The 25,517-nt window shown below is 46.3% G+C and carries 22 protein-coding genes and 1 tRNA gene; 9 read left to right on the forward strand and 14 right to left on the reverse strand.

What is annotated here, in order from left to right:
* Positions 1-28 precede the first annotated feature (28 nt).
* The 5 genes from HMPREF9447_RS12480 to HMPREF9447_RS12500 all read left to right on the forward strand — a co-directional run bounded on the left by HMPREF9447_RS12480 (position 29) and on the right by HMPREF9447_RS12500 (position 4,495).
* A tRNA-Gln gene (locus tag HMPREF9447_RS12480) sits at positions 29-99 on the forward strand.
* A gap of 119 nt (positions 100-218) precedes the next feature.
* Positions 219-1,109 (forward strand): Abi family protein, encoded by an 891-nt coding sequence (locus HMPREF9447_RS12485; protein ID WP_009130100.1) that lies wholly within the window; start codon positions 219-221, stop codon positions 1,107-1,109.
* Positions 1,110-1,427: 318 nt separating this feature from the next.
* Positions 1,428-2,270 carry a 5-dehydro-4-deoxy-D-glucuronate isomerase gene (gene kduI / locus HMPREF9447_RS12490; protein WP_009130101.1) on the forward strand — a complete coding sequence of 281 codons (843 nt, stop codon included), beginning with the start codon at positions 1,428-1,430 and terminating at the stop codon, positions 2,268-2,270.
* Positions 2,271-2,340: 70 nt separating this feature from the next.
* The gene (locus HMPREF9447_RS12495; RefSeq protein WP_009130102.1) at positions 2,341-3,132 is read left to right on the forward strand and encodes a gluconate 5-dehydrogenase; all 792 of its coding nucleotides are present in this window, start codon (positions 2,341-2,343) and stop codon (positions 3,130-3,132) included.
* A 118-nt stretch (positions 3,133-3,250) separates the two neighbouring features.
* Positions 3,251-4,495: a DUF4861 domain-containing protein gene (locus HMPREF9447_RS12500; protein WP_009130103.1), complete on the forward strand. Its 1,245-nt coding sequence runs from the start codon at positions 3,251-3,253 to the stop codon at positions 4,493-4,495.
* A gap of 145 nt (positions 4,496-4,640) precedes the next feature.
* On the opposite strand, the gene HMPREF9447_RS12505 is transcribed toward HMPREF9447_RS12500, so the two are convergent.
* Complete coding sequence (locus HMPREF9447_RS12505; RefSeq protein ID WP_009130104.1) at positions 4,641-5,255, reverse strand: polysaccharide deacetylase family protein; 615 nt, start codon at positions 5,253-5,255, stop codon at positions 4,641-4,643.
* A gap of 125 nt (positions 5,256-5,380) precedes the next feature.
* Positions 5,381-8,725 carry a DUF2723 domain-containing protein gene (locus HMPREF9447_RS12510; protein ID WP_009130105.1) on the reverse strand — a complete coding sequence of 1,115 codons (3,345 nt, stop codon included), beginning with the start codon at positions 8,723-8,725 and terminating at the stop codon, positions 5,381-5,383.
* 211 nt (positions 8,726-8,936) lie between these two features.
* On the opposite strand from HMPREF9447_RS12510, the gene HMPREF9447_RS12515 reads away from it, so the two are divergent.
* Both HMPREF9447_RS12515 and HMPREF9447_RS12520 read left to right on the forward strand, forming a co-directional pair.
* Entirely contained in the window at positions 8,937-9,629 is a 693-nt protein-coding gene (locus HMPREF9447_RS12515) for a DUF3800 domain-containing protein (protein WP_009130106.1), read from the forward strand.
* A 7-nt stretch (positions 9,630-9,636) separates the two neighbouring features.
* Positions 9,637-10,158, forward strand: a complete 522-nt coding sequence (locus HMPREF9447_RS12520; protein ID WP_009130107.1) for a hypothetical protein — start codon at positions 9,637-9,639, stop codon at positions 10,156-10,158.
* Between the two features lie 138 nt (positions 10,159-10,296).
* On the opposite strand, the gene HMPREF9447_RS12525 is transcribed toward HMPREF9447_RS12520, so the two are convergent.
* The 10 genes from HMPREF9447_RS12525 to HMPREF9447_RS12570 all read right to left on the reverse strand — a co-directional run bounded on the left by HMPREF9447_RS12525 (position 10,297) and on the right by HMPREF9447_RS12570 (position 21,566).
* Positions 10,297-11,142 (reverse strand): metal ABC transporter ATP-binding protein, encoded by an 846-nt coding sequence (locus HMPREF9447_RS12525; RefSeq protein WP_009130108.1) that lies wholly within the window; start codon positions 11,140-11,142, stop codon positions 10,297-10,299.
* A gap of 6 nt (positions 11,143-11,148) precedes the next feature.
* Positions 11,149-12,081, reverse strand: a complete 933-nt coding sequence (locus HMPREF9447_RS12530; protein ID WP_009130109.1) for a metal ABC transporter solute-binding protein, Zn/Mn family — start codon at positions 12,079-12,081, stop codon at positions 11,149-11,151.
* A 30-nt stretch (positions 12,082-12,111) separates the two neighbouring features.
* On the reverse strand, positions 12,112-12,825 hold the full coding sequence (gene mnmD / locus HMPREF9447_RS12535; protein WP_009130110.1) for a tRNA (5-methylaminomethyl-2-thiouridine)(34)-methyltransferase MnmD: 714 nt from the start codon (positions 12,823-12,825) through the stop codon (positions 12,112-12,114).
* Positions 12,826-12,989: 164 nt separating this feature from the next.
* Positions 12,990-13,466 (reverse strand): YqaA family protein, encoded by a 477-nt coding sequence (locus HMPREF9447_RS12540; protein WP_009130111.1) that lies wholly within the window; start codon positions 13,464-13,466, stop codon positions 12,990-12,992.
* Positions 13,451-14,449 (reverse strand): hypothetical protein, encoded by a 999-nt coding sequence (locus HMPREF9447_RS12545; RefSeq protein ID WP_044138170.1) that lies wholly within the window; start codon positions 14,447-14,449, stop codon positions 13,451-13,453. Before HMPREF9447_RS12545 ends, HMPREF9447_RS12540 begins: the two co-directional genes overlap by 16 nt.
* Before the next feature lie 91 nt (positions 14,450-14,540).
* The gene (gene purD / locus HMPREF9447_RS12550) at positions 14,541-15,815 is read right to left on the reverse strand and encodes a phosphoribosylamine--glycine ligase (RefSeq protein WP_009130113.1); all 1,275 of its coding nucleotides are present in this window, start codon (positions 15,813-15,815) and stop codon (positions 14,541-14,543) included.
* A gap of 167 nt (positions 15,816-15,982) precedes the next feature.
* Entirely contained in the window at positions 15,983-18,196 is a 2,214-nt protein-coding gene (locus HMPREF9447_RS12555) for a S9 family peptidase (protein ID WP_009130114.1), read from the reverse strand.
* A 12-nt stretch (positions 18,197-18,208) separates the two neighbouring features.
* A complete protein-coding gene (locus HMPREF9447_RS12560) occupies positions 18,209-18,769 on the reverse strand; it encodes an ORF6N domain-containing protein (protein ID WP_009130115.1) in 561 nt (186 codons plus the stop codon).
* A gap of 208 nt (positions 18,770-18,977) precedes the next feature.
* Positions 18,978-20,483: a THUMP domain-containing protein gene (locus HMPREF9447_RS12565; protein WP_009130116.1), complete on the reverse strand. Its 1,506-nt coding sequence runs from the start codon at positions 20,481-20,483 to the stop codon at positions 18,978-18,980.
* 183 nt (positions 20,484-20,666) lie between these two features.
* Positions 20,667-21,566 carry a serine O-acetyltransferase gene (locus HMPREF9447_RS12570; RefSeq protein ID WP_009130117.1) on the reverse strand — a complete coding sequence of 300 codons (900 nt, stop codon included), beginning with the start codon at positions 21,564-21,566 and terminating at the stop codon, positions 20,667-20,669.
* 163 nt (positions 21,567-21,729) lie between these two features.
* On the opposite strand from HMPREF9447_RS12570, the gene cysK reads away from it, so the two are divergent.
* Entirely contained in the window at positions 21,730-22,677 is a 948-nt protein-coding gene (gene cysK / locus HMPREF9447_RS12575) for a cysteine synthase A (protein WP_009130118.1), read from the forward strand.
* Between the two features lie 280 nt (positions 22,678-22,957).
* The gene (locus tag HMPREF9447_RS29320; RefSeq protein ID WP_148374816.1) at positions 22,958-23,293 is read left to right on the forward strand and encodes a hypothetical protein; all 336 of its coding nucleotides are present in this window, start codon (positions 22,958-22,960) and stop codon (positions 23,291-23,293) included.
* A gap of 440 nt (positions 23,294-23,733) precedes the next feature.
* On the opposite strand, the gene HMPREF9447_RS12585 is transcribed toward HMPREF9447_RS29320, so the two are convergent.
* Both HMPREF9447_RS12585 and HMPREF9447_RS28800 read right to left on the reverse strand, forming a co-directional pair.
* Positions 23,734-24,762, reverse strand: coding sequence for an Imm65 family immunity protein (locus HMPREF9447_RS12585; protein ID WP_009130120.1), 1,029 nt, complete (start codon positions 24,760-24,762; stop codon positions 23,734-23,736).
* An 11-nt stretch (positions 24,763-24,773) separates the two neighbouring features.
* Positions 24,774-25,517, reverse strand: a 744-nt coding sequence (locus tag HMPREF9447_RS28800; protein WP_052315194.1) for a JAB-like toxin 1 domain-containing protein, incomplete at its 5' end; no start/stop codon positions are given.

Raw genomic sequence — 25,517 nt, forward strand, 5'->3', positions numbered from 1 at the left:
CGCTTTTTAACAGAAAGCACATTGAGTTTGTCCTATGGTGTAATGGTAGCACAACAGTTTTTGGTTCTGTTTGTCTAAGTTCGAATCTTGGTAGGACAACAACTTCACCCTTATTTAAAGGTAGAAGCCCTCTAAAATGGTTAGTTTTAGAGGGCTTTTTGCTTAAGTTCAGTTCTGAAAAACTTTAAACAGGATTTTAGTATAAAAACAGCGACAGAATGTATTTAAAGAGAGCAACAACTATTGATGAGCAAATTGCCATCTTGAGAAATCGAGGCATAATAATATCGAATGAAGAAAAAGCAAAAGAGAATTTGCTCGATATAGGTTATTTTCGTTTAGGGTTTTATTGTTTTCCATTCGAAAAGGATTATCCTTTAAAAGATAATAGAACTCATGTCTATAAGGAAAGAACTATATTTGAAAATATAGTAGAGCTCTACTACTTTGATTATGATCTCAGGAATTTACTGATGAAGTATATAAATAGAATTGAGATTAATTTTCGAACCTACCTGACTTATTTTGTGTCCAATCAGTATAAGGACTCTCCAACATGGTTTGCTGATCCCGCTATAATGAATAATCAATATGCAAACTCTTTTGAATCCAAGGTATATGATGATACTTTTAGGGCTACGCCTATTATCAAGCGGCATCATCAACATCATATTAATGATAAATTTGCACCAGCTTGGAAGACTATTGAGTTCATGACTTTTGGGAGTATATTGAAGTTATACTCTAATCTAAAATCAGAAATTGTGAAAAGTCAGATAGCTAAATATTACGGGATAAAATCAGTTAATGTATTTCTAAATTATATGGAGACGATAAAAGTCATTAGGAATACTTGTGCACATGGTGGTGTTTTATTTGATATATCACTACCGCTTTCTATAAAGAACGGACCGGCTGGCATAATGGATAATAATCAAAAAAACAATTTGAAAGGAGCGATGTTGATAATCTCATATATCCTGAGGCAGATATCTGAGAATAGGGCCAATGAGATGGAAATGCAAATAAGGACTCTGCTTGATTCTACTAAAGGTATCCCCCCTGTAAATGATATCATTGACAGATGTTCGGGCTATAAAATTATTTAAGTAAAGTAATTAATTTACTGGATTCATTGCACTTAATAATAAAATTCGTACTTTTGCAACATCAAAGTGCCCTTGTTGGCTATGTCCCAACATACTGCACTCTAAAAAAGAAAAGTGAAGTCCATCCCATGTCGGGTGGACTTTTTTGTATTATTTTCTGTTAAAGATTCCCTCTTTTTCGTCCATTTGAACAATAATACTACATAATTGGGACAAAAACACAATGTTTCTACGTTTTCTTTTGCTACATTTGCATCGTGTACGTAAACGAAGTATGCCAATAACCGATTATTATAAACTTTAAAACGTAATAGGATTATGAAAACGAACTATGAAATTCGCTATGCAGCGCATCCCGAAGATGCAAAAAGTTATGATACCAAACGCATCCGTCGTGATTTTCTTATCGAAAAAGTTTTCTCTGCTAACGAAGTAAATATGGTATATTCCATGTACGACCGTATGGTTGTGGGTGGTGCAATGCCCGTAGGCGAAGTGTTGAAACTGGAAGCTATTGATCCGTTGAAAGCTCCTTATTTCCTGACCCGTCGTGAAATGGGTATTTATAATGTAGGTGGTCCTGGTGTAGTGAAAGCCGGTGACGCTGTATTCGAATTGGATTTTAAAGAAGCTCTCTACCTGGGTTCGGGCGATCGTGAAGTGACTTTTGAGAGCAAGGACGAAAAGAATCCTGCCAAGTTCTACTTCAACTCTCTGACTGCTCACCGCAACTATCCTGATAAGAAAGTGACGAAAGCTGATGCTGTAGTTGCTGAAATGGGTAGTCTGGAAGGCTCCAATCACCGTAATATAAATAAGATGCTGGTAAATCAGGTATTGCCTACCTGCCAGTTGCAGATGGGTATGACGGAACTTGCTCCGGGCAGTGTATGGAATACAATGCCGGCACATGTTCACAGCCGCCGTATGGAGGCATACTTCTACTTTGAAGTGCCCGCAGACCAGGCTGTTTGCCACTTCATGGGCGAAGTTGACGAAACCCGCCACATCTGGATGAAGGGCGACCAGGCAGTGTTGTCTCCTGAGTGGTCTATTCACTCTGCTGCCGCTACTCACAACTATACTTTCATCTGGGGTATGGGTGGCGAGAACCTTGACTATGGAGATCAGGACTTCTCTTTGATTACCGACCTGAAGTAATATTGAGTACACCGCGAATCTGAATCGTAATTAAGAAACAAGTAATTATTAAACCTAAGTAAATAAATTTATGGTAAACTTTTCATTAGAAGGCAAAGTAGCACTCGTAACCGGTGCTTCTTACGGAATTGGTTTTGCTTTGGCAACTGCTTATGCGCAAGCCGGTGCAAAAATCGTGTTCAATGACATCAAACAAGAATTGGTGGACAAAGGTATGGCTGCTTATAAAGCTGAAGGTATCGAAGCTAAGGGTTATGTATGCGACGTAACAAACGAAGACCAGGTGAACGCTATGGTTGCTCAGATTGAGAAAGAAGTAGGCGTGATTGACATCCTGGTGAACAATGCAGGTATCATCAAACGTATCCCGATGCACGAAATGAAGGCTTCTGAATTCCGTCAGGTAATTGACGTTGACTTGAACGCTCCGTTCATCGTATCAAAAGCTGTTATTCCTTCTATGATGAAGAAAGGCCACGGCAAGATTATCAACATCTGCTCTATGATGAGTGAATTGGGTCGTGAAACCGTATCTGCTTATGCTGCTGCCAAGGGTGGATTGAAGATGCTGACTCGTAACATTGCTTCTGAGTATGGTGAATATAACATCCAGTGTAATGGTATCGGCCCGGGTTACATCGCTACTCCGCAGACTGCACCGCTTCGCGAACCGCAAGCTGACGGTTCTCGCCATCCGTTCGATGCATTCATCGTTGCCAAGACTCCGGCTGCACGTTGGGGTACTCCTGAAGACTTGATGGGCCCTGCCGTATTCCTGGCTTCCGACGCTTCTGACTTCGTTAATGGTCACGTGCTCTACGTGGACGGTGGTATCCTGGCTTACATCGGTAAACAGCCTTAATAAAGAAATAAATGGAAAATGGATAATGGATAGTTGAGAATATCAGTTATCCATTTTCTGTTTTCCACTCTCTATATTCTCCATTCTCAAAATGTCAATTATCAATTGATTAAGCAATATGAAAAAGTTATTCCTTTTAGTGGCAACAGTTTTATTCTGTTTTGCCTGCACTAACACGAAGGATGTAGTTACCGTAACGGTAAGCAATCCTTTGGCAATGGAGCGTCCCAACGAAATAGTCGAAGTGGCTATGGACGACATCGCTAACCAACTGAAGCTGGCTGACACAGCCCAGATTGTGGTTCTGAATGCTGACGGACAACAAGTTCCTTATCAGATTACGTACGATGAAAAGGTGATCTTCCCTGCGAGCGTGGCAGCCAACGGTACAGCTACTTACACCATCCAGGCAGGCACTCCTGAGGCTTTTGCGGTAAAGACCTGCGGCAGATACTATCCTGAACGTGTGGACGACGTGGCTTGGGAGAATGACCTGGTTGCTTTCCGCACTTATGGTCCGGCTTTGCAGAAGACGGGCGAGCGTGCTTTCGGATATGATGTATGGACGAAGTACAACACAACTGAACCGGTTGTAGAAGCTCGTTATGCAGGCGAATTGAATCCTGAAACTAAAGCTAAGATTGCTGAATTGAAGAAGACTGACCCGAAGGCTGCACAGGAATTGTATAAGTCTGTTTCTTATCATGTAGACCACGGAAACGGTCTGGACTGCTACAAGGTAGGTCCTACACTGGGTGGTGGTACTGCTGCTTTAATGCCCGACGGTGAAATCGTTTATCCGTATTGCTATGCAACGCAGGATATTCTGGATAATGGCCCGTTGCGTTTCACTGTGAAGCTGGTTTATAATCCGTTGAACATCAAAGGTGACTCTACGGTTATCGAAACACGTGTCATCACGCTGGATGCAGGTTCTCACCTGAACAAGACTGTTGTGGCTTATGATAATCTGAAAGAGACTACTCCGGTGGCTGCCGGTATCGTGTTGCACGAACCGGATGGTGCTGTAGTGGCTGATGCTGCTAACGGTTACATCACTTACGTAGACCCTACGGATAATGTGAACAACAATAATGGTAAGATCTTCGTAGGTGCTGCTTTCCCCGCTACGGTGAAGGAAGCCAAGTCTCTGCTCTTCCCTGAAAAGGAAAAGAACGAACTGCGCGGTGGTGCCGATGGTCACGTATTGGCTATCAGCGACTATGAGCCGGGTGCAGAGTATGTTTATTACTGGGGTGCTGCCTGGGACAAGGCTGACATCAAGACTCCGGAAGCATGGAATGAATATATGGCAAACTATGCTCAGAAGGTACGCAATCCGCTGACGGTTACGGTGAAGTAAACTTCGATTAGATAAACTATAGTTCGCCCGGTGTATCCGGGCGAATAATGATTCGCCCCTACAAGTTCCACGACAGAGCTTGTAGGGGCGAAAATATTTTATCCGCTTTCGTGCGGCGTTTCTGGATGTAGCTTCTTCTGATTGTTTACAATAACTTGAACTCGTATCCTTCCTCTTTCAGGAAATCGAGTGCCCGTGGCAATGCATATTGCAGGTTACCGTTATTCCAGGACTTCAGCGAGTCGTGGAAAGTGATAATGGAACCGTTTCGTGCATATCGCATCACGTTGGCAAGTACCTGCGGACCCCGTAGCTTTTTACTGTAATCACGTGTCACCAAATCCCACATTACTATCTTATAATGCCGTTTCAGGGTGAAATACTGTCCCCAGCGCATGTGTCCGTGTGGTGGACGGAAGAGATCGGTTTTCATCACTTCATTCGCCTTGTCCGTATTGGCAAGGTAGTTGTCGGACAGATACTCGAATCCGCGGATATGATTGAACGTGTGGTTGCCGATGCGGTGTCCGCCATCTACTACCATTTGATATATATCGGGATGCTTGCGTATATTGTCTCCCACCATGAAGAAGGTGGCTTTAATGTTGTGTTTATCCAATAATTCGAGTACCCACGGTGTTACTTCGGGGATGGGGCCATCGTCAAAAGTCAGGTAAACGGCTTTCTCATTCGGGTCCATTCGCCAGATTGCACCGGGATATAGCTTTCGGACAAACTCGGGAGGCTGTTCTATAAACACGGTTATTAGTGATTAACGATTAGTGATAAGTGATTAGTAGTTAGCGGTTAGTGATAAACGATTAGCGGTTAGTGTGCGATGTTACGGCACAACCGTTAATCACTTATCACTAACCGCTAATCACTTTATTTCATGCGGTCAACACACATTTGATACAATTCGTTCAGCTTGTCATCATACACTGGAGCCAGTTCAGATTTATACTTCTGCATGAGCTTCACTTCTGAACTGAGGATAGGCAGATGATAATCTACGACTTCACGGCTGGACAGGGCAAAGCGTTTATCGTCCAGACTCAGATACCAGGTGATGTATTCCACAGCCTTGTCGGCGAGTGCAGTCATGATGCTGTCTGCTTTCTCTATCTCACCCAACTGATAGTAGGATTCTGCCATTTGCACAGCGCCATTCTGCCAGTCATAAGGCACGTTGTAGGCAGGAATCATCTTCTCTGCATAGTCCAGTGCAGCCTTCGCTTTGTCCTTCTTGCCTTCGCGTATCAACTGACCGACGAGTTGCGAGAAGATGCGGCGGTGAGAGTAACACATGCGCATGGCGTTTTCATCAATGTAGATGCCTGGTTTGTCGATACCGCCGAACTTGAACTTGTTCATCAGGTTGTCGTACATCTTTTCGCTGTCCAGTTTGACACCGGTTTTCTCGGCATCGAACGGAGTGAAGCGGTAAGTCAGACCTTCCTGAATAAAGTGGTTGCCCATGTTGAGGTGGTTCTCCGGACCTACGCTGACAGCCATATAGATGGGACGTTCCCAGTTGGCTTCCGCCAGCATTTCAAGCATCATCAGTTCACTCTTGTAGAGGGCACGTTTGCCTTTCAGTGAGATGTGCATGTAGTCGGGGATGCTGTCGCCCGGTATCATCATACCGCTGCGGCGTACGGCTTCCTTATCCACTTTCATCACGATGCTGTCCGTAGGAATCACCTTGAGGTCTTCGTTCTTGCTGCGCACCCAGTATTTCAGGATGTTCTGCAACTCATACGGGTTCTCTCCGAACTCTTTCTTCACATTAATCAGCGATTCGGGATTGCCGTTCAAAGCCTGCTTTTCGGCTTCGGCATAGAGGGCGTCGATGCTCTTCTTATAATCGGGCTGTATGGCGATGTATTCGTTTGTTCCTTCCACGTACTCCATACGGTCCCAGGTGATGGGCAGCGACGGAGAGTCGTAGGCGGGACGCTTCATCTGGTCGATGTACCAGTCCGTTTGCAGGTAACTGAGGTTACAAGTACGGGCATCGGTGCGGAAACCTTCCGTCTCCTGGTTGTACCACAAGGGGAATGTATCGTTGTCACCATTAGTAAAGATAACCGGATTACCCGTCTCTTGCAGGGACATCAGGTAGTTCTGGCCGAAGTCGCGTGCCAGATAGCGGTCGCTGCGGTCGTGGTCGTCCCACGTTTGGCTTGCCATTTGTATGGGGACAAGGAGGCATAGAGCCGACACAAGGGTTGCAGCCGGAAGCTCCTTCATCTTGGCATAGTGCTGCAACAGGCGGATGATGCCTGCCACACCCATACCTATCCAAATGGCGAAGGCATAGAACGACCCTGCATATGCATAGTCACGTTCGCGCGGCTGACTTGGGGTTTGGTTCAGGTAGAGCACGATGGCGATACCCGTCATGAAGAACAGGAAGAACACTACCCAGAATTGCTGGATACCCTTCTGTCCACGGTATGCCTGCCACAACAGACCGATGATACCGAGCAGCAGAGGCAGACAGTAGAAGACGTTGTGTCCCTTGTTGTTCTGTAATTCCTGTGGCAACAAGCTCTGGTCGCCTACCAACCAGTTGTCGATGAATGGGATACCTGTAATCCAGTTACCGTGTTCTATCTCTCCGCTACCTTGCAGGTCGTTTTGGCGTCCGGCGAAGTTCCACATGAAGTAGCGCCAGTACATCCAGTTGAGCTGGTAGGAGAAGAAGAACTTGATGTTTTCCCATTGCGTAGGCATGTTCACCATCACCATTTGTCCACACTGGTCATAGGGGATGTCGTTGCCGACGATATCTACCCAAGCTTGATATTCCCTGGCATGCTGGCTGCTGTACATACGCGGGAAAAGCATATTCTGAGCGTATTCGTATTCGATACGTCCGGGGATTTCGATGTAGCTGTCCTTTTCGTCGGGAGTAGCTTTTTCTTTGCGGATGAATTTGGTTCCGTTGTAGGAGATGCGCGGTTCGCAATAACCGTCTTTCACGTCGAGGGCAACTTTGGAAGAGAATGCCTGTCCGTAGAAGAGCGGGCGGGTGCCATATTGTTCACGTCCCAGATATTCGCCCAGTGTGAAGATGTCTTCGGGGGAGTTCTGGTCCATTGGCGTGTTGGCAACAGAGCGGATAACGATGATGGCGTAAGAAGAATATCCGATGACAATCATCATGGTGCACAACAGGGCCGTGTTCATGGTGCGTGCGGAGATGCGGTATTTCTCTTTCATCTTTGCCTGCATGTTCGGGCTGAGGTAGAAGAACAGGAAAGCGATAACCACGATGCCAATCATTACGGCGCTTGCTCCGTGACCATAGAACGGGATACCTAGCAGGGCGATAGTCAGCACGAAGGAGATAGCCATACGCATTTTGTTCTTCTCCGTGTAGCTCTCGTATATACCCCAGATGATGGAGGCTGCCAGTACGAGGATGTATACCATCACACCACTGTTGAAGGACATTCCCAGTGTGTTCACGAAGAACAGTTCGAACCAGCCGCCCACCTTCACAATACCCGGCACCATGCCGTAGAGTACCACAGCTACCAGAATACCGGAAGCCAGCAATGCCAGTAACGAGCCTTTTGCATTTGCATTGGGCACTTTCTTATAGTAGTAAACCAGTACGATGGCGGGCAGACAAAGCAAGTTCAGCAAGTGAACGCCGATACTGAGTCCCGTGAGGTAAGCAATGAGGATGAGCCAACGGTCGCTGTGCGGTTCGTCCGCCACATCTTCCCATTTCAGTATCAGCCAGAATACAACGGCGGTGAACAGTGAAGAGAAAGCATAAACTTCACCTTCTACGGCACTGAACCAGAATGTATCGCTGAACGTATAGGCCAATGCACCTACCAGACCACTACCCATAACGGTAATCAATTGTCCTTTGGTGATATTGTTTTCGTCCGTAATGACGAGTTTGCGCACCAGATGTGTGATGCTCCAGAAGAGGAACAGGATACAAGCGCCACTCATCAGTGCACTCATATAGTTCACCATTTTGGCTACGGTGCTGGCATCTGAGGCGAATTGTGAGAACAGGTTAGCTACCAACATGAAGAAAGGTGCTCCGGGCGGGTGTCCTACTTCCAATTTATAGCCGGTAGTGATGAACTCCGGGCAGTCCCAAAAACTTGCAGTCGGTTCTATGGTCATGCAGTAGACCGTGGCTGCAATGATGAAAGTAATCCAACCCACGAGGTTGTTTACGGTTCTGTACTGTTTCATTCGGAAATAATTCGTTATGTTTTTAAGTTATAGCTCTGTATTTTAGCGTATACGGGCGCAAATATAGTGATTTAACTGCTAAAACTGTGGCGGTAAAGGGTATTTATTAGGATAGGTTAAAATATATACATTGATTTTTTGTAGAGAAACTCGTAATTCTTTGTGATATAATCTTTATTTTTGCATATAATTTTTAATAGATAGTACACTTATGTCGAATACGAAGAGGATTTATATAGATGAAAGTTGTCATTTGGAAAATGATGGTTTCCCTGTGATGTGTGTGGGCGGCTTGTATGTAGAGGAGGAGAATTGGAAAGAATTATCAGCTAAAGTAAAGCTGCTAAAGTTAAAACACCATTCACCTACTGAATTGAAATGGAATAAAGTTTCTTCATCGCGTATGCCTTTGTATAAAGCGTTAATAGATTTTTTCTTTGAGCAGAAGAATTTGAAGTTTAGTGCTTTGTTGATTAAGCATAAAGAAAACATTAATAATGAACGTTACAATAGTGGTGATCATAACATACTTTATTATAAGGCTATGTTTTATTTGATTCGCGATTTCCAAAGTTCCCATCTTTATAAGGTTTATATGGATATTAAGGATAATCGGGGTAAGGCTCGTCTCAATGTACTTTCTAGAGTACTGAGCAGAGTATGCGGAATGAATAAGTATATTTATTTTCAAAATATACGTTCAGAAGAAAGTCAATTTATTCAATTGACGGACTTTTTTATAGGTGCTATTGTATACAAGCAAAGGGGGGATATAGAGAAACAGAGTGGGATCAAGAATGATATAATTAAGTATATAGAATATAAATCCGGATATTCTATAACAGAGAGTACTCCTCCTTGGGAAAATAAATTTAAGATTTGGGATTTTCAGTTAGCTAAATGATAGGGAAATGGAACTAGAAGATTTAGATGATTTATTTGAATACTTGGATATCGACAATCCTACGAAAGATCAGTTATATAAGATGTATGGCATTTATCTGAATGATTTTGTTTCTTCGACTTTATATTTTGAAGGGCGAAAAGTAACAGTTAATAATGTTCTCGTACGTGATAAAAGGGATGGCTATTTTATGAAAAAGCAAAAGTCTTTTGATCATATTGTAACCCGGGAAAATAAGTATTCTGGTAAGAGGCAGTACGATAGGGATCGGGCCAATAAAATACATTGGGTGAAAGTAATCATTGAAAATAGCAAAAGTCCTTTAATAAGGCGCTTTGAGAAAGTAGATGAAGATGGTAATAATAATATTTTGCTTTGGTATCAAGATAAAAGCTATATTGTTATTCTAAGAGAGAAACAACCGGATTTATTTCTGGTGACTGGATATTGTGTAGATGCTACAGAGGAAGGGCGGTTTAAGAGTGAGTATGAAGCATATCAAAATAAAAAAACCTCACTTCGCAGGTGAGGTACGCAACTTTAGGCAATGCGGTTGGAAGAACAAGTCTCTCGCCATATCCTTCACCCTTTGGGTGATGATTCTTATGCAAAGGTAATGACTTTATAGCATTAAAGCAAATAATGCCTTTGATTTAACATAGAACTTTCATTCTTCACAGTGGCAGCACCCACATCCCTCGCCGTGCTTATGCTCCGCCAGTATGCGGTGCGGCAGCGCTCCGTGTCCCAATAATTCTATCGGACAATTGAAGTTCCGTTCCAGCCACTCTTCGCTTACTCCCGTGTCGGGATGATAATCCAACGTCTCGTTTACGCAAGCGATGGACTTCACTTGTTGCAACACGGTGCCTATGTCATGGCTGACGAGGATGATGGCGCAGTCATGGTTAATCTCTGCCAGAAGCTCGTAAAGGCGGGCTTCGAAACGCTTATCGATGTAGGTGCTGGGCTCGTCGAGAACTACCAGCTCGGGGTCGGAGATAATGGCACGACCCAGCAGGGCGCGTTGCAATTGTCCGCCGCTCAGTGCACCGATGGCGCGTTCTTCCAGTCCCTCCAGTCCCATGCGGGCGATGACTTGGCGGGCTTTCTCCCGGTGCGAAGCAGTGAAGTGGGAAATCAGCGACTTCTGTGAGCTGAGACCGGAAAGAATGACTTCTTCCACAGTGATAGGGAACTTGCGGTCGATACTGTTGTACTGCGGCAGATAGCCCATCTTTAGTGATGAGCGGTTAGTGGTTAGTGATGAGCGCTGCGCTGTGCCCTCTTGCTTATCACTCATCGCTAACCGCTTATCACTATATAAGATTTCTCCTGCTGTGGGTTTCAGCAAGCCGAGTATGCATTTGATAAGAGTTGTTTTTCCACCGCCATTGGGACCGATGATGCCCAGAAAGTCCCGGTCGTAAACGGTGAGATTCACGTCGCGCAGCACGGTGCGGCTCTCGTAGCCGGCGCTGAGGTTCTTTATTTCGATAAGGGGTGTATTCATTTGCTATCAGTTCTTAACCACTAACTCCCTGGCAATGTTCAGCATCTCCTGCTCCCAGTCGTAGGAAAGCGGATTGATGGGCACTACCTTCGTACCTGTTTGCTTGGCGATAATCTCTGCATTACGGCGGTCGAATTCCGGCTGTACGAAGATGACGCGGACTTTCTCTTTCTTGCAAGTATCTATCAGACTCTTGAGGTGGGAGGGGGAAGGCTCTTTACCGTCTTCTTCAATGGAAATCTGGTGCAAACCATAGTCACGGGCAAAGTAAGACAGTGCCGGATGATAAATCATGAAGGCACGGTCGGCATTGGGGGTGGAAAGCATGTGGCAGATGAGACTGTCGGTATGCTCTATCTGGTTGCAGAGGTTTTTGTAGCGTTCCACATAAACTTCTTCATTGGCTTTGTCGATGCTGCACAGGGCGTTCAGGATGTTTCCGGCAATGATTTGGGCATTGTAGGCCGAGCTCCAGACGTGCGGTTCTACACCGACGGCATGCTGGTGTTCGTCGTGCTGGATGGAGTCGTGAGCATGAGCCTCATCGTCACCGTGGTGGTGATGGGCGTGCGAGGAGTCAAAAATCAGGTCGATGCCACGGGAGGTATCGAAGAATTGCAGGTGCGGGGCGTTGTCCGTCAGCTTGTCCATCCAGGTTTGTTCAAAACCAATGTAGCCGATGCGGAAGTAGGCCTTGCTCTTGGCAAGCTCCACGAGCTGCTGCGGGGTGGGGTCGTACATCTCCGGACTACTGCCTTTGGGCACCATGCTGACAATACTGAAATTGTCGCCCGCAATGGCCTCCGTGAAGTAGCGCAACGGCTCGATGGTGACGGTGATGACAGGTTTGTCATCATCACTCTTATTATTCTGGACACTGCTGTTTTTGCAGCCTACTGCAATCAGGGCAGTGAGTATGTACAGGAATGTTCGTTTCATTATTATACTATATTTATGGTTGAAATAGTTTTATAATACGTTCTCTTTCGTCGCCCTCAGTATCTCCCGCTTTCCACCCGGAGGTCCCGGAAGGCGTTCTACTCGAAAGCCAACGGCTTGCAACAGACGGCGGATGACACCTTTGGCGCAATACGTAGTCAATATTCCCCCGGTATCCATATTAACGTAAAGGGAACGGAATAATTGTTCATTCCACATTTCGGGTTGCTTTTCGGGGGCGAAAGCATCGAAATAAACGAGGTTTAGTGATGAGTGGTTAGTGATTAGTGATAAGTGGGCTGCGCTGTCTTTATCGCTTATCACTAATCGCTCATCACTAATCACTACATTCGCGTCTCCTTTTATCTTCCTCAGGGTGAAGTACGTGGATATTTCCACGTCTTCTTCCCACGGTGCGGTGTGCAACTTTTCGAACAGAGGGTTGTCGCTATACCCCAGTGCGTCGACTTCTTCCCAGGCGAGGGGATAGAGTTCGATGCCCGTGTAGTGTACGTGGCGTTTCTCCTGTTCGGCAGCTTCCAGCGTGAGAAGGGCATTCAGCCCGGTGCCGAAACCTATTTCGAGAACACGCGGTTGCGGTGCGGGCGAAGCCTTCAGCCCCATATCTATAAAGATGTGCTGCGACTCCGTGCGTGCCCCTTTCACCGAATGATAATGTTCATTCAGTTCCGGCACGAACAGCGTGGCGCTTCCGTCTTCCGTATGTTCTATAATCCGTTTCATTCTCTTATTATAATATGTATATATCCGTTCGCAAAGCTTTTGGAATCTGTTCATATAGCTTTCCGATTGTGTTCGCAAAGCTTTCAGAACGCGTTCGTAAAGCTTCCGGAATAACTCCTTTATTCATAGACCGTTACAAGCGGTCGGAACACGATGCCGTTCCCTCAGGAAAACACTGATATGGCCCCTTCCAGTGCCAGTAACATCACGGCGTAGCGTATCAGCTTCCCGACGAACATGGACGAAGTGGTCAGCCACACGTTGCTCCGCATGAAGCCCAGTGCAATGGCCAATGCTTCGCCCACAAAGGGCAGGAATGCGAAGAAAGCCATCAACGCCCCTTTTCCTTGCAGGAACCGTTGCATCTTGTCTATCTTCTCCTTCTTTACCTTGAAATATTTCTCTATCCAGACCACATTGCCCAGACGTCCCATGTAGTAGCACGTCATGCCGCCAATTGTGTTGCCCAGCGTAGCAAAGAGCACGCACATCGTCGGACTGAGTCCCACTTTCACAAGCGCTATCATCACCAGCTCCGAACTGAACGGAACGATACTGCCCGCCAACACGGCGGAGATGAACAGACCGAGGTAACCCCAGTCTATCATAAGTTGAATCAGCGAATCTACAAAAGCGTCCATATGTTAAATCCGAATAAAAGTACAAGCCCCACGAGGGCACAAATAAAAAACACATTGGAAGTCCGACTGTTCGTCAGTACCACGAAATGTCCCGTCAGTATGCTGACGCCTATCAGCAGCAGGGGCAGCAGGTGAACCATCAGCGCAGGTTGCAACAGGATATAGCCGAAGATGCAAAAACTCAGGAAGATAAGGAAATGCAGGTAACTGCGGGTACGTATCTTATCTTCGTAACCTGCCACGAGGCAGTGCACAGAACTCACTATGAACAGCACAAACAGATAGCTCAGCGTAGCAATCTCCCACAACGGAAAGTCCAGTAAGGCGATGGGCTGGAAAGTGACTAATTCGATGAAGGGCTGATAAAAAAGCCCCATTTCATCGTAAAAATAGGCATGTCCCAGCAAGAACCAGTAGGGCAGAGTCCAGCCTATCAGGCTACCGAAAAAGCTCTTCGGGGTGAGTGCCTGGAAACCGTATGCACCTATCCAGAAAAGCGGAATGAACAGCGTCAGTTGCGGGAAGAACAGGCTGCCCACTCCGATGAACAGGAACGAATAGAACAGGATGCCCGCCGGGCGTGGATGCTGGTATCCCTTGAACAGGAAGAACAGGGATATGAGGAATGCCACCGAGCCCACATCTCCTGCATATAGCTGGTGCATGACGGGACAGACGGAGATCAACAGGAAATAGATGGCTGTCTGCACGGAGGCACGCATGCGGATGATGGCGAAAGCATTGTTCAGTTCTATCAGGAAGTAGCCGATTATGCTGTAGAGGATGAAACTCAGAGGCGCATTTGCCCATGCCGGGATGAAGCCATTATTGATGGTCTCCCACAAAGGATAAGCGCTTTTCATTACCGGAAGTTCGGGTAACAAGATAGAGCTCAGTACCCAGCAGAACAAGGACAAAAGGATGGCGACGGGAAGCGTGAAGCGTCCCGCGGTAATCCGGTTCTGTAATCGTTTACTTCGTATCATTTAAATTGAGAATTGAGAATTAAAAATTGAGAATTAGGCTGCGCGATTAGGTTGCAGGGGAATTCTTAATTCCTTATTCTTTATTAATTCAGAGGTCGAATCCTATGTCGCGACGGAAGTACTTCTTGTCGAAGTCAATCATATCCGCTACCTTGTAGCTCTTGGCAAGGGCTTCTTCCTTGGTCGCACCATAAGAACATACGGCTATCACACGGCCACCGGCGGTCACTACGTTTCCGTCTTTCATGGCTGTTCCGGCGTGGAAGAGGATGCTGTCCGTGGCTGCGGCAGCTTCAAACCCGGTCATCACCTTGCCTTTTTCGTAAGCTTCGGGATAACCGCCGCTGACGAGCATGACGCAGGCGGCTGTGCGCGGGTCCATCACCAGAGTCTTGGTGTCGAGGTTCACATCGCGTACACCTTCCAGCAGTTCGGCGAAGTCGCTCTGTATGCGCAGCATGACGCTTTCTGTTTCCGGGTCGCCCATGCGGACGTTGTATTCTATCACCATCGGCTCGCCTTTCACCCGGATCAGTCCGAGGAAGATGAAGCCTTTGTAGAGGATTCTTTCTTCTTGCAATCCATTGATGGTGGGTTCGATGATGCGGGTGCGTACTTTTTCCATGAACTCTTCGTCAGCAAAAGGAACGGGGGTAACGCTTCCCATGCCGCCGGTGTTCAGGCCTTTGTCACCTTCGCCGATGCGCTTGTAGTCCTTGGCTACGGGCAGCACTTTGTAGTGCTTGCTGTCCGTCAGCACAAACACGGAGCACTCGATGCCACTAAGGAATTCTTCGATAACCACCGTGGCGCTGGCCTGGCCGAACATGCCGCCAAGCATTTCTTTCAGTTCCTTCTTGGCCTCTTCGAGGGTGGGGAGGATGAGCACGCCTTTTCCGGCACAGAGGCCGTCGGCTTTCAGCACGTAGGGGGCTTCGAGGCTTTCGAGGAAGGCGAGGCCTTCTTCGAGGTTATCGGCAGTGATACTCTTGTAGCGGGCGGTGGGGATGCCGTGGCGTTCCATGAAGCCTTTGGCAAACTCCTTGCTGCCTTCCAGTTGGGCACCTTTGGCGGTGGGGCCGATGATGGCGATATGTTGTGTGGTGGCGTCTTCGGTGAAGCTGTCGTAGATGCCTTCTACCAACGGGTCTTCAGGGCCTACCACAATCATGTCTATGTTCTGTTTCAGGGCGAAGGTTTTCAGGGCGGGGAAGTCGGTTGCCTTTATGGCTACGTTCTCGCCTACCGCACTGGTGCCGGCATTACCGGGGGCGATAAAAAGTTTCTCTACTTTCGGGCTTTGGGCAATCTTCCATGCCAGGGCGTGCTCGCGACCGCCGCTTCCTAATAATAATACTTTCATCTTTACTATTTCTTTTAATTATGATTCCTACTTTGTTTGGTAAATGGTAATTTAGCGAAGCTTCGTAGTAGTTAGTAGCAAGTAGTTAGTAGAATAGTCCTGTTTATAAAAACAGTTATAATCCGGACTATCTCCTACTTACTACTTTACTACTTGCTACTAACTACTTATCGCGCTTTGCGCGATAAATTATCTTCAAAATACCGGGTTATCTTCTCATGCAGATGCACGCGGTCACGTCCCATGACGTTGTGCTTATGGCCGGGATAGATGAACAGGTCGGGATACGTGCGGGCATCCACACAAGCCTTTATGAACGAGAGCGTGTGCTGCGGCACACAAGTATCGTCATGGTCGTCGTGAATCAGCAGAAGATGTCCTTTCAGGTTGCCGGCAAGGTTCTTCAGGTTACCATTCTTATAACCTTCGGGATTGCTCTGCGGCGTGTCCATATATCGTTCTCCGTACATGATTTCATAATAGCTCCAGTCGATGACCGGGCCACCTGCAACGCCTACCTTGAATATCTCCGGGTAGCGGAGCATCAGTGCCGTAGTCATGTGTCCGCCGAAGCTCCAGCCGTGTACGCCGATGCGGTTGGCATCCACGTAAGGCAGGGATTTTAGGAATTCGGCGCCTTTCACCTGATCCTTTCCCTCTTCGATACCGAGGTTGCGGAAGGTGACGTTCTCAAATTCCAGTCCGCGGTTTTCACTGCCGCGATTGTCGAGGGTGAACATGATGTAGCCTTTGCCTGCCATGTAGATGTCCCATCCGCGGGCACTGTTCTGCCATCCGCCGGTAACCATCTGTGCGTGCGGACCTCCGTAGACGTAGATGATGGCGGGGTATTTCTTTGCCGGGTCGAAGTCTGCGGGTTTCACGAGGCGGTAGTAAAGGTCGGTCACTCCGTCGGCTGCCTTGATGGTGCCTACTTCGATGCTGGGCATGGTGAAGCCTTCGAACGGGTCTTTGGCTGTCAGCAGGTTGATGCTTTTGCCATTTTGGGTGGACATGAGGTTAATGCTGCGCGGCACTTTGGGGCTGGACCAGTTGTCGATGAGGTAGCTGCCGGTTGCACTCAGTATTCCGCGGTGTATGCCCTTGCCGTTGTCCAGCGGTGTAATCTTTCCGTTGCTCACGTTCACTTTATATAGGTTGCTTTGCAGGGGCGACTCTTTGGTGGCGGTGAAGATGATTTCTTTCTTCTTCTCATCGAAGCCAAGCACGTCTTGCACAAGCCAGTTGCCGGAAGTGAGTTGCTTCATCCAGGTACGTTCTGTACAGGTGCTTCCTGCCGTAGTGTTTTTTTTGTAGACGTCTGATTTGACATCTATATCAAATAGGTACAGGTGATTGTATCCGTCGCGCTGGCTTTGGTAAATGAACTTGCCGTTGTCCCAGGGCAGGAAGATAATGGGATGCTGAGGCTCCACATACTTGGGATGTTCTTCTTCGTAACAGCAACATATCCGTTCGCCTGTCTCAGCATTGTACTGCCAAAGTTCGGCATGGTTCTGGTCGCGGTTCAACTCAATGAGGTAGAGGCTTTTGGCGTCCGGTGCCCAACTGATATTGGTGAAATAACGATCCGTGGGGTCGCCCGCGTTCAGATAGATGGTCTTCTGCGTTTCGGGGTTGTAGATACCTATGGTTACCTTGTGGCTCGTCATGCCTGCCATAGGGTAGCGGACGTTGTTCAGTTCACCTACCCGTGCGGTGATGTCTACCAATGGATATTGGGTCACCATGCTTTCGTCCATGCGGTAGAAAGCGAGCAAATCACCTTTCGGGCTCCAGTAAGTTCCTTTGCTGATGCCGAACTCGTTGCGGTGTACGCTTTGTCCGCATACGATGCCGTCGGGTTCGCTGGTTACGGCGGTGCCGTTCACGAAAAGATTATTCTTGATGGTGTAGGCCACATTGCCACTTGCGATATGGTAATCTTTGTTGGCGCTCTCTTTCGGGAAATCCCGTTGGCTGATAATCTTGTCTGCTTCCCAGTCGTAGACAGCGTAGTTTCCGGGTAGGCTGATGAGTATCTGCGTTTTGTCTGCCCAAGGCAGGCTCACTTGACTCAGATGTCTCAGTTTGCCCAGTTTTTCCTGTTCCAGAGCCCGGTTGATTTTCTCGCGCGTCACGAGCAGAACTTCTTTTCCGGTTTTGGGGTTTATTGCCAGTAAGGAGTCTATTCCGGGCTTGATGCACGTGTCTCCCCACCATTGCACTCCATAGAGGTTTTCAGCAAAGCGATAGGTTTCTCCGCCGGGAAGCAAATCTTCCAACGTCGGTTTCTTTGAATCTTGTGCCATAATGTTTGTTGCAAAGAGAGTGGGTAATACCAGTAGCGCTATTCCCATCCATTTACCGATTATCTTCATGTTCATAGTCATTTATAATTCATTCTCTTTTCTGAATCCTTTTACTTCTACTCTGCCCCAAGGAGAGCTTTTCACTTGTACCGCAGCACTCAGTTTTGCGAAAGCAGAGAAAAGATCATCAAATTGTTTCTCGTAACTGTCTCTGTCGGAAGTGATGTCTTCTTCCAGGTATTCAATACGTTTTCTTAGTTCTTCAAGCTCTTGCTTCGGTGCATGAGAGAGAAGATATTGCCGCATGTGGACGAAAGCACGCATGACGTTGATGTTGACTTCGATGGCTTTGGGACTCCGGAGGATGCCGGAAAGCATGGCGACGCCTTGTTCGGTGAAGGCAAAAGGGGAGTAGCGGGTACCGCCCCAACTTGAGGTTCCAATTTGGAACCTCAAGTTGGTCAGTTCCTGAGTAGTAAGCTGAAACATGAAATCCTCAGGAAAGCGCTCAATATTCCGTTTGACAGCTTTATTAAGATTTTTAGTTTCTATCTCATACATCTCCGCCAAATCAAAGTCCAGCATCACTTTCTGCCCTCTGATTTCGTATATCTTATTCTCTATGATGACTAAATCGTCCATTTAAGTATATGTTTTTAAGGTGCCAATTTGGAGTTTCAAGTTGATACTCGTAACTTATCTCTTTTATGTCTTGTCAACTTGAGGTGACAAATTGCAACCTCAAACTGTTTTTCAGTAAGTTACCTTCTGTCTCTTGATGTAGAAGTCAATATTTAGAACCATATTTCCTATTAACCTGTCGCAAATTGCGATAAGCTCCATTCTTCTTTTATTCCTCTTCCCTTTTTCTCGGCTTGAACTCCCTGTTCGGTTTAAACTCCCCGCTTCCTCCCGGACGGCGTTCCCTGTCAAACGGTTTTCGTTCCTTGTCTCCATCCTTGCGGAATTCCCTCGGCTTGAACTCACCTCTGGGTTTATCTTCTCTCGAACCGAACTCACGTGGTTTGCTGTCTCTTGGTCTGAACTCTCTCGGTCTGTCATCTCTCGATTTGAACTCACCCGGTTTGCGCGGTTCTCTCGGTTTGAAATCCCGTCCTTCCCGTCCTTCTCTCGGTTTAAATTCTCTCGATTCTCTTGACTTGAAGCCGGATTCTTTTCTGTCTTCTCCTTCTTCGCTCTCACCTTCCTGTTTCTTGAACTCCTTGTACTTCCCGTCGAAAATCTCATATTTGCGGAACTCGCACTCCAGCGCACCATTGAACAGAGGCACTTTCTGAGTTGGTTTCAGTCCAATCTGGTCGAAGCATTCTTCGCGGTAAGAAAGCACCCACGCTGTGTTTCCAATGAAAGCATGTTTCAGGCGTTCGCCTATCATCTGATATAATCCCAACAGATTATTGGTAGAGATACGCTCTCCGTAAGGCGGGTTCGTGATAATCATGGACTTCTCCGTCGGTTGCTCAAACTGCTGGAAAGGTTGCAACTTCAATACAATGTCTTTCGATACACCCGCCGCCTTAATGTTATGCGTTGCTATCTCATTGGCCTGCGGATTATTGTCGTAACCGTATATCTTATGTGTAAACTCGCGTTCCTGACTATCGTCGTTGTAAATCGCATCGAACAAATTCTGGTCGAAGTCATTCCACTTTTCAAAGGCGAACTCCTTGCGGAACACTCCCGGAGCAATGTTGCGTGCTATCAACGCCGCCTCGATAGGTATGGTACCCGAACCACACATCGGGTCAATCAAATCACATTCCCCTTTCCAGTCCGTCATCAATATCATTCCGGCAGCCAGCACTTCGTTCAGCGGAGCCTCTACAGCCTCCTGGCGATACCCGCGACGGTGGAGTGATTCACCTGATGAGTCGAGCGAAAGCGTACATGTGGTCTGTGCGATGTGTATATTCAGCAACACATCCGGCTTGTTGATGCGTACGGACGGGCGCTTGTTGAATTTATCGCGGAAATAATCCACGATGGCATCCTTTACTTTATAGGATACGAATTTGGAGTGACGGAACTCCTCGCTGAACACAACAGCATCTACGGCAAAAGTTCTCTCCACGTCCAGGATGTCTTCCCAACGAATGGCTTTGATCTGGTCGTAAACTTCGTCGGCGTTCTTGGCGGTGAAGTTTTTAATCGGTTTCAGGATGCGGATAGCTGTGCGCAGGCAGAAGTTCGCCTTGTACATCATCTCCTTGTCTCCACTGAAAGACACCATGCGTCGGCCTATTTCTATGTCGTTTGCTCCTAATGCAGTCAGTTCTTGTGCTAATACTTCTTCCAGACCTTGAAAGGTCTTGGCAATCATTTGAAAGGATTCCATCTATTTGTTTTTTTATTTTATGATTTACAATGTCAACGATTGAAGTTACTGTAACTTCTTCTCTTTTTATTGTTTCTTTGGTGATTACTTGTTCTCTTTCTAAATACCCCCTGTGCGAAGCACTTGTATTTCTCGGGTGTAATACTTGTGTCCTTCAACCGGGGTGTTGTTGCTGACTGCCAGTTACTTCTTGGCTTTAGTCTGTACAATTCTCGCTCCTGCCGGCACATTCTCCGTCACCCAGATGTTACCGCCCACCGTGGCGCCCTGCCCGATGGTGATGCGTCCCAGGATGGTGGCGTTGGAGTAGACGATGACATTATCTTCCAGTATCGGATGGCGGGGTATCCCCTTGATGGGCTTGCCGTCTTCATCCAGCGGAAAGCTCTTGGCGCCCAGCGTGACACCCTGATAGAGCTTCACATTGTTGCCGATGATGCACGTTTCGCCAATCACCACACCCGTACCGTGGTCTATGGTGAAGTGGCTGCCGATAACTGCACCCGGATGAATGTCTATTCCCGTTTCGCTATGGGCCATTTCAGTGATGATGCGTGGAATGAGGGGCACACCGAGCTTCAGCAACTCATGCGCAATGCGGTAGTTACTGATGGCGCGTATGGCGGGATAACAACTGATTACCTCTCCGAAGCTGTGTGCCGCAGGGTCGCCGTTGTAGGCGGCCATCACATCCGTGGCCAACATGCGACGCATTTCCGGTAGGTGGCTGATGAACTTGGCGGCAATGAGTGCAGCTTCTTCGCGTTGGAGTTCGGTGCAACAGGTGCACTCGCCGTCTCCTGTAAAGCAAAGGCCTGCAAGTACTTGCCCCGTCAGCAGATCGAACAAACGTTCGATGTTTACGCCGATGTGGTACTTGACGGTGCGACTGTTGACTGTGGAATTACCGAAATATCCGGGGAAAAGAATGGCACGCGATAGCTCTACAATATCTTGCAGTGCTCTGGCCGAAGGCAATGGAGTGCCGTCCGTGTGCTGATGAAACAGTCCTTTGTAAGACGAACTTTCCGATAGTTCATCGACTGCCTGTGTCAAAATGTGAGTAAAGTTCAATGGACTCATTGGGATATCCTTTTTATAATAAGGTGGGGCAAAGGTAACTATTCTCAGCGAAAATCCCTCATTTATAGTACGAAAATCCCACAAATATGGTATTTCCTGTGAACTCTTAACCCGCTATCTTTGTCATTTAGAAACAAGAGTATAATTTAAAACCCAATAAGTTATGAAAAAGATAGCAAAACAGCTCACCGACCTCGTGGGCAACACTCCCTTACTGGAGCTGAGTAATTACAATAAATCGAAGGGTCTGAAAGCCCGTCTGGTAGTGAAATTGGAGTCGTTCAACCCCGCCGGAAGCGTGAAAGACCGTGTGGCGCTTGCCATGATTGAAGATGCCGAAACTTCCGGTTTGCTGAAACCCGGAGCCACGATTATAGAGCCCACCAGTGGCAACACTGGAATAGGACTTGCCTTCGTTGCCGCTGCAAAAGGCTATAAGCTGACGCTCACCATGCCCGACACCATGAGTGTGGAACGCCGCAACCTGCTGAAAGCCCTTGGTGCCGAACTGGTTCTTACACCCGGTGCCAATGGTATGAAGGGTGCCATTGCCCGTGCCGAAGAGTTGAAAGCAGCTACTCCGGGTGCGGTGATTCTTCAACAGTTTGATAATCCTGCCAACCCTGCTATGCACGAGCGCACCACGGGAGAGGAAATCTGGCGTGATACGGATGGAGTAGTCGATATTTTTGTTGCCGGTGTAGGTACGGGCGGAACTGTGAGTGGTGTTGGTGCTGCTTTGAAGAAGCATAATCCGTCGGTGAAGGTGGTGGCGGTGGAACCAACTGACTCTCCGGTTCTTTCGGGAGGTGATCCGGGTGCACATAAGATTCAGGGCATTGGTGCCGGTTTTGTTCCTAAAAATTACAATCCGGCGGTAGTTGATGAGATATTGCAGGTGACGAATGATGATGCCATCCGTGCAGGTCGCGAACTGGCACAGAAGGAAGGTTTGTTAGTTGGCATATCTTCCGGTGCGGCAGTCAGTGCGGCTACCCGCCTGGCACTTCTTCCTGAAAATGCGGGGAAAACAATAGTAGCTTTATTGCCGGATACAGGCGAACGTTATCTTTCGACGTTGCTGTATGCGTTTGATGAATATCCGTTGTAAGGCGTTTGATGATTTCTTTAATAAGAACCTATTGGATCTTTATTGCCAGAACTCGGAATGAGTAAGTGTATTAAGTGAAAATATCGCACAATTGATGTTGAGGATATTATAGATGCAACTATATACTTTTGAGCAAGCAGTTATTATATACAATGCTTGGTATAATAAAGTATATAGTTGCGTTAAATCTTTTGTCATATTTCCATTCTTATCATAGGCATACTCATCGACCTGCTTCACAGCATCCCTGAATTCAAAGCCACCATTATAAGCTGAAGCTGTGACAGCATCGCCTGTACGCGTTAGCTTTACCGTCCAGTGTGAAAGTCAGGTTGTCAATCAGGCCATAGGAGGAAGCGCCCGTCTGTCCGTATCGTTGCAGTCCAAGTATGTTTCCGTTCTTGTCGTACCCCGTCACCTTCTCCGTGAATCGGTTGGCATTCGTGCCGATGGCTGTGCTTTCGCCGTAGGTAGCGTCCAGCATCCGGTTCAGGCCGTCATACGTGAACCTGTATCCTCGGATGGTGGTTTCGTTTCCCGCCTTCCACGTCATGCTGCTGATGTTTCCGTTGCAGCGGGGCGTGCCGCTGCCGTCCGTGTAGTACAGGCTTTGTAAGAACTTGTTGCCGCTGATTCCTGTCAACCAGCCGCGGAGGTTGTAACTGTATGTCAGCCGGTTCGTGCCATCACCGTGTGGCGCCTTCGTCTTCAGGTGTCCCAGGTCGTCGTATGTGCAGGTCGCAAGGGTTACTCCGTCGCCGCTTCCAAGCTGGCACTTCGTCGTGAGCAGGTTTTCCCGGTCGTCTTCGTCCCATTTTTTGTAATCCGCATTTTTGAATGTGAGGATTTGCAATCCGATATAAAATTTGTCCCCACTATTTGTTATTACAAAGATATACTTTCCGTTTGATATGCTGAAAGGAATAATAGAAACAATAACCCCTGTCTCACAAATAAAATGAGACAGGGAATATTTATTAGAGTGAATTAAAAAGCCTTATACTCGAAATAGTCCGATAAAAACATATGACTGGATGGGTGGGCAACGCTAAATATTCAACTATATGAAAGTATACCAATAAATCTAGAGTTCCGTTTCTCTTTATCAAAGACTCCTTCATTCCAAAATTTCTTCAAAATTTTACCAGAATCATTTCTGAGATAATGAGTTGGAGAATCATTATTTAATAAACGAATTGTTTTGGTGTCGCCATTTATTTTAAAAAGGCTAAAAGTAGAGTCACTTAATATTTTATACAAAGACATCCATGTATTTTTGCACGGTAAATTTTGGAAAAAAGAACTGTTCTCTCTACTTTCATAGAAAAAAACTCCAAAACCCTTAGCGGAAATCTCAATAGGCAACGAGTCATGCAAAGATAAACTAAGAGTATCAGGGCCATTTGCAACTATGAAAGTCTTACCAAGGATGCTAGGAGACAAGACAACTGTAGAATCTGTTTTATTCTTCACATATATTTTTCCACATATCTTTTTTATATAAAATTTCAGACTATCTGACTTCAGGTAACTAGGATCTGACAAGACTATATCATTATCATCTAAGCACATATAAAAATCGGTTTTGTCCGGTTGACCTCCTGAAAAATAGGGCCATAGTTCTGTATAATCAAATATATAATCTGCATCCGGTGACCTTTTCACTACAGCTCCGCTATTTTTGTATTTCGAAACTCCCATAAACCATATATCGGCATTTATGTCAGTACGGCTCATGACGGTAGCATTGTTGCAATTAGTTATTTGATTTATTTGTTCTATGGACAATTCTGGCTCATCTAACTCTATGAAGCAAAAATACCTGTCATTGAATTTGATTATTTTAGATGGAAATTCTGCAATATCTGAGGTTGGAGAATCTCCCTCAAAAAAGGAATATAGAATATTGGAATCATTCTCCGCATGTTCATATATATGAATGTATTTATCAACAATATACCCACTATCCACAAGAGGCATTACATACCCTATAGCTCTTTGATATATATCAATATCATTGGATTTATGCATACATCCAAAAAGTAGCCATAACAGATTAAATAGTACAAACCCTTTTATCTTCATATCCTGCAATATTATTTTAGTCCCATCTGTTTCAAAACATTACCTAATGTTCCGACAGGAATTTCTTTTATTTTCGATTGGCTACCATTGTACTCGTACAATGTTTGATTAGCTTTAAAATACACAGCATTTTTCGTTGGACTCTGTTTAACATTACTAATATCATCTGGAGAGCCGCCCTTCGTTCCATTGGGATTTGGGTGAGAATGCATATTAACAAGTTGGTTTCCCTTTGCACCTACATCCTTTTTGACAACATCTGCATTCTGGACATGGTCTCCATCTTGCTTTGTAGCAATTACAGCAGTTTTAGTTCCATTATCATCATAAACATCCAATCTCCATTCTGCATTACTATTATCTGCAGCAAATTTAAAGACCCTTGCAGCATCATCCAAGTTTTCAGTATATCCGGCAGTGCCATAATTTTCATATTTATCACTCTGCATTTCTAACATACCAGAAAGGAGTTTAGTATCATTGACTTTTATTGACTTGTTACCACGCTGTATTTTCCTTGTTCCCGAGCTATTATATAACTTGTCAGGTCCACTTCTTCCTCTTTGTGACTCAGGAGTTACGTTGTGTAGTCGTCCTCTGGGTTCTATTATATAATCATCTTTACCATCTGGGTCAATCCTATTGATCGGGTTGTTTTTGCAGTATGTATATGGACTCCATGCACAAGACTTTTCAGCCATTGGATCCACAACATGCCATCTTCCCAGTGCTGCATCATACATTCTCGCCCCATA

Origin of the sequence: Bacteroides oleiciplenus YIT 12058, from assembly GCF_000315485.1 — a bacterium.
In the GTDB taxonomy this organism is placed as follows: Bacteria; Bacteroidota; Bacteroidia; order Bacteroidales; family Bacteroidaceae; genus Bacteroides; species Bacteroides oleiciplenus.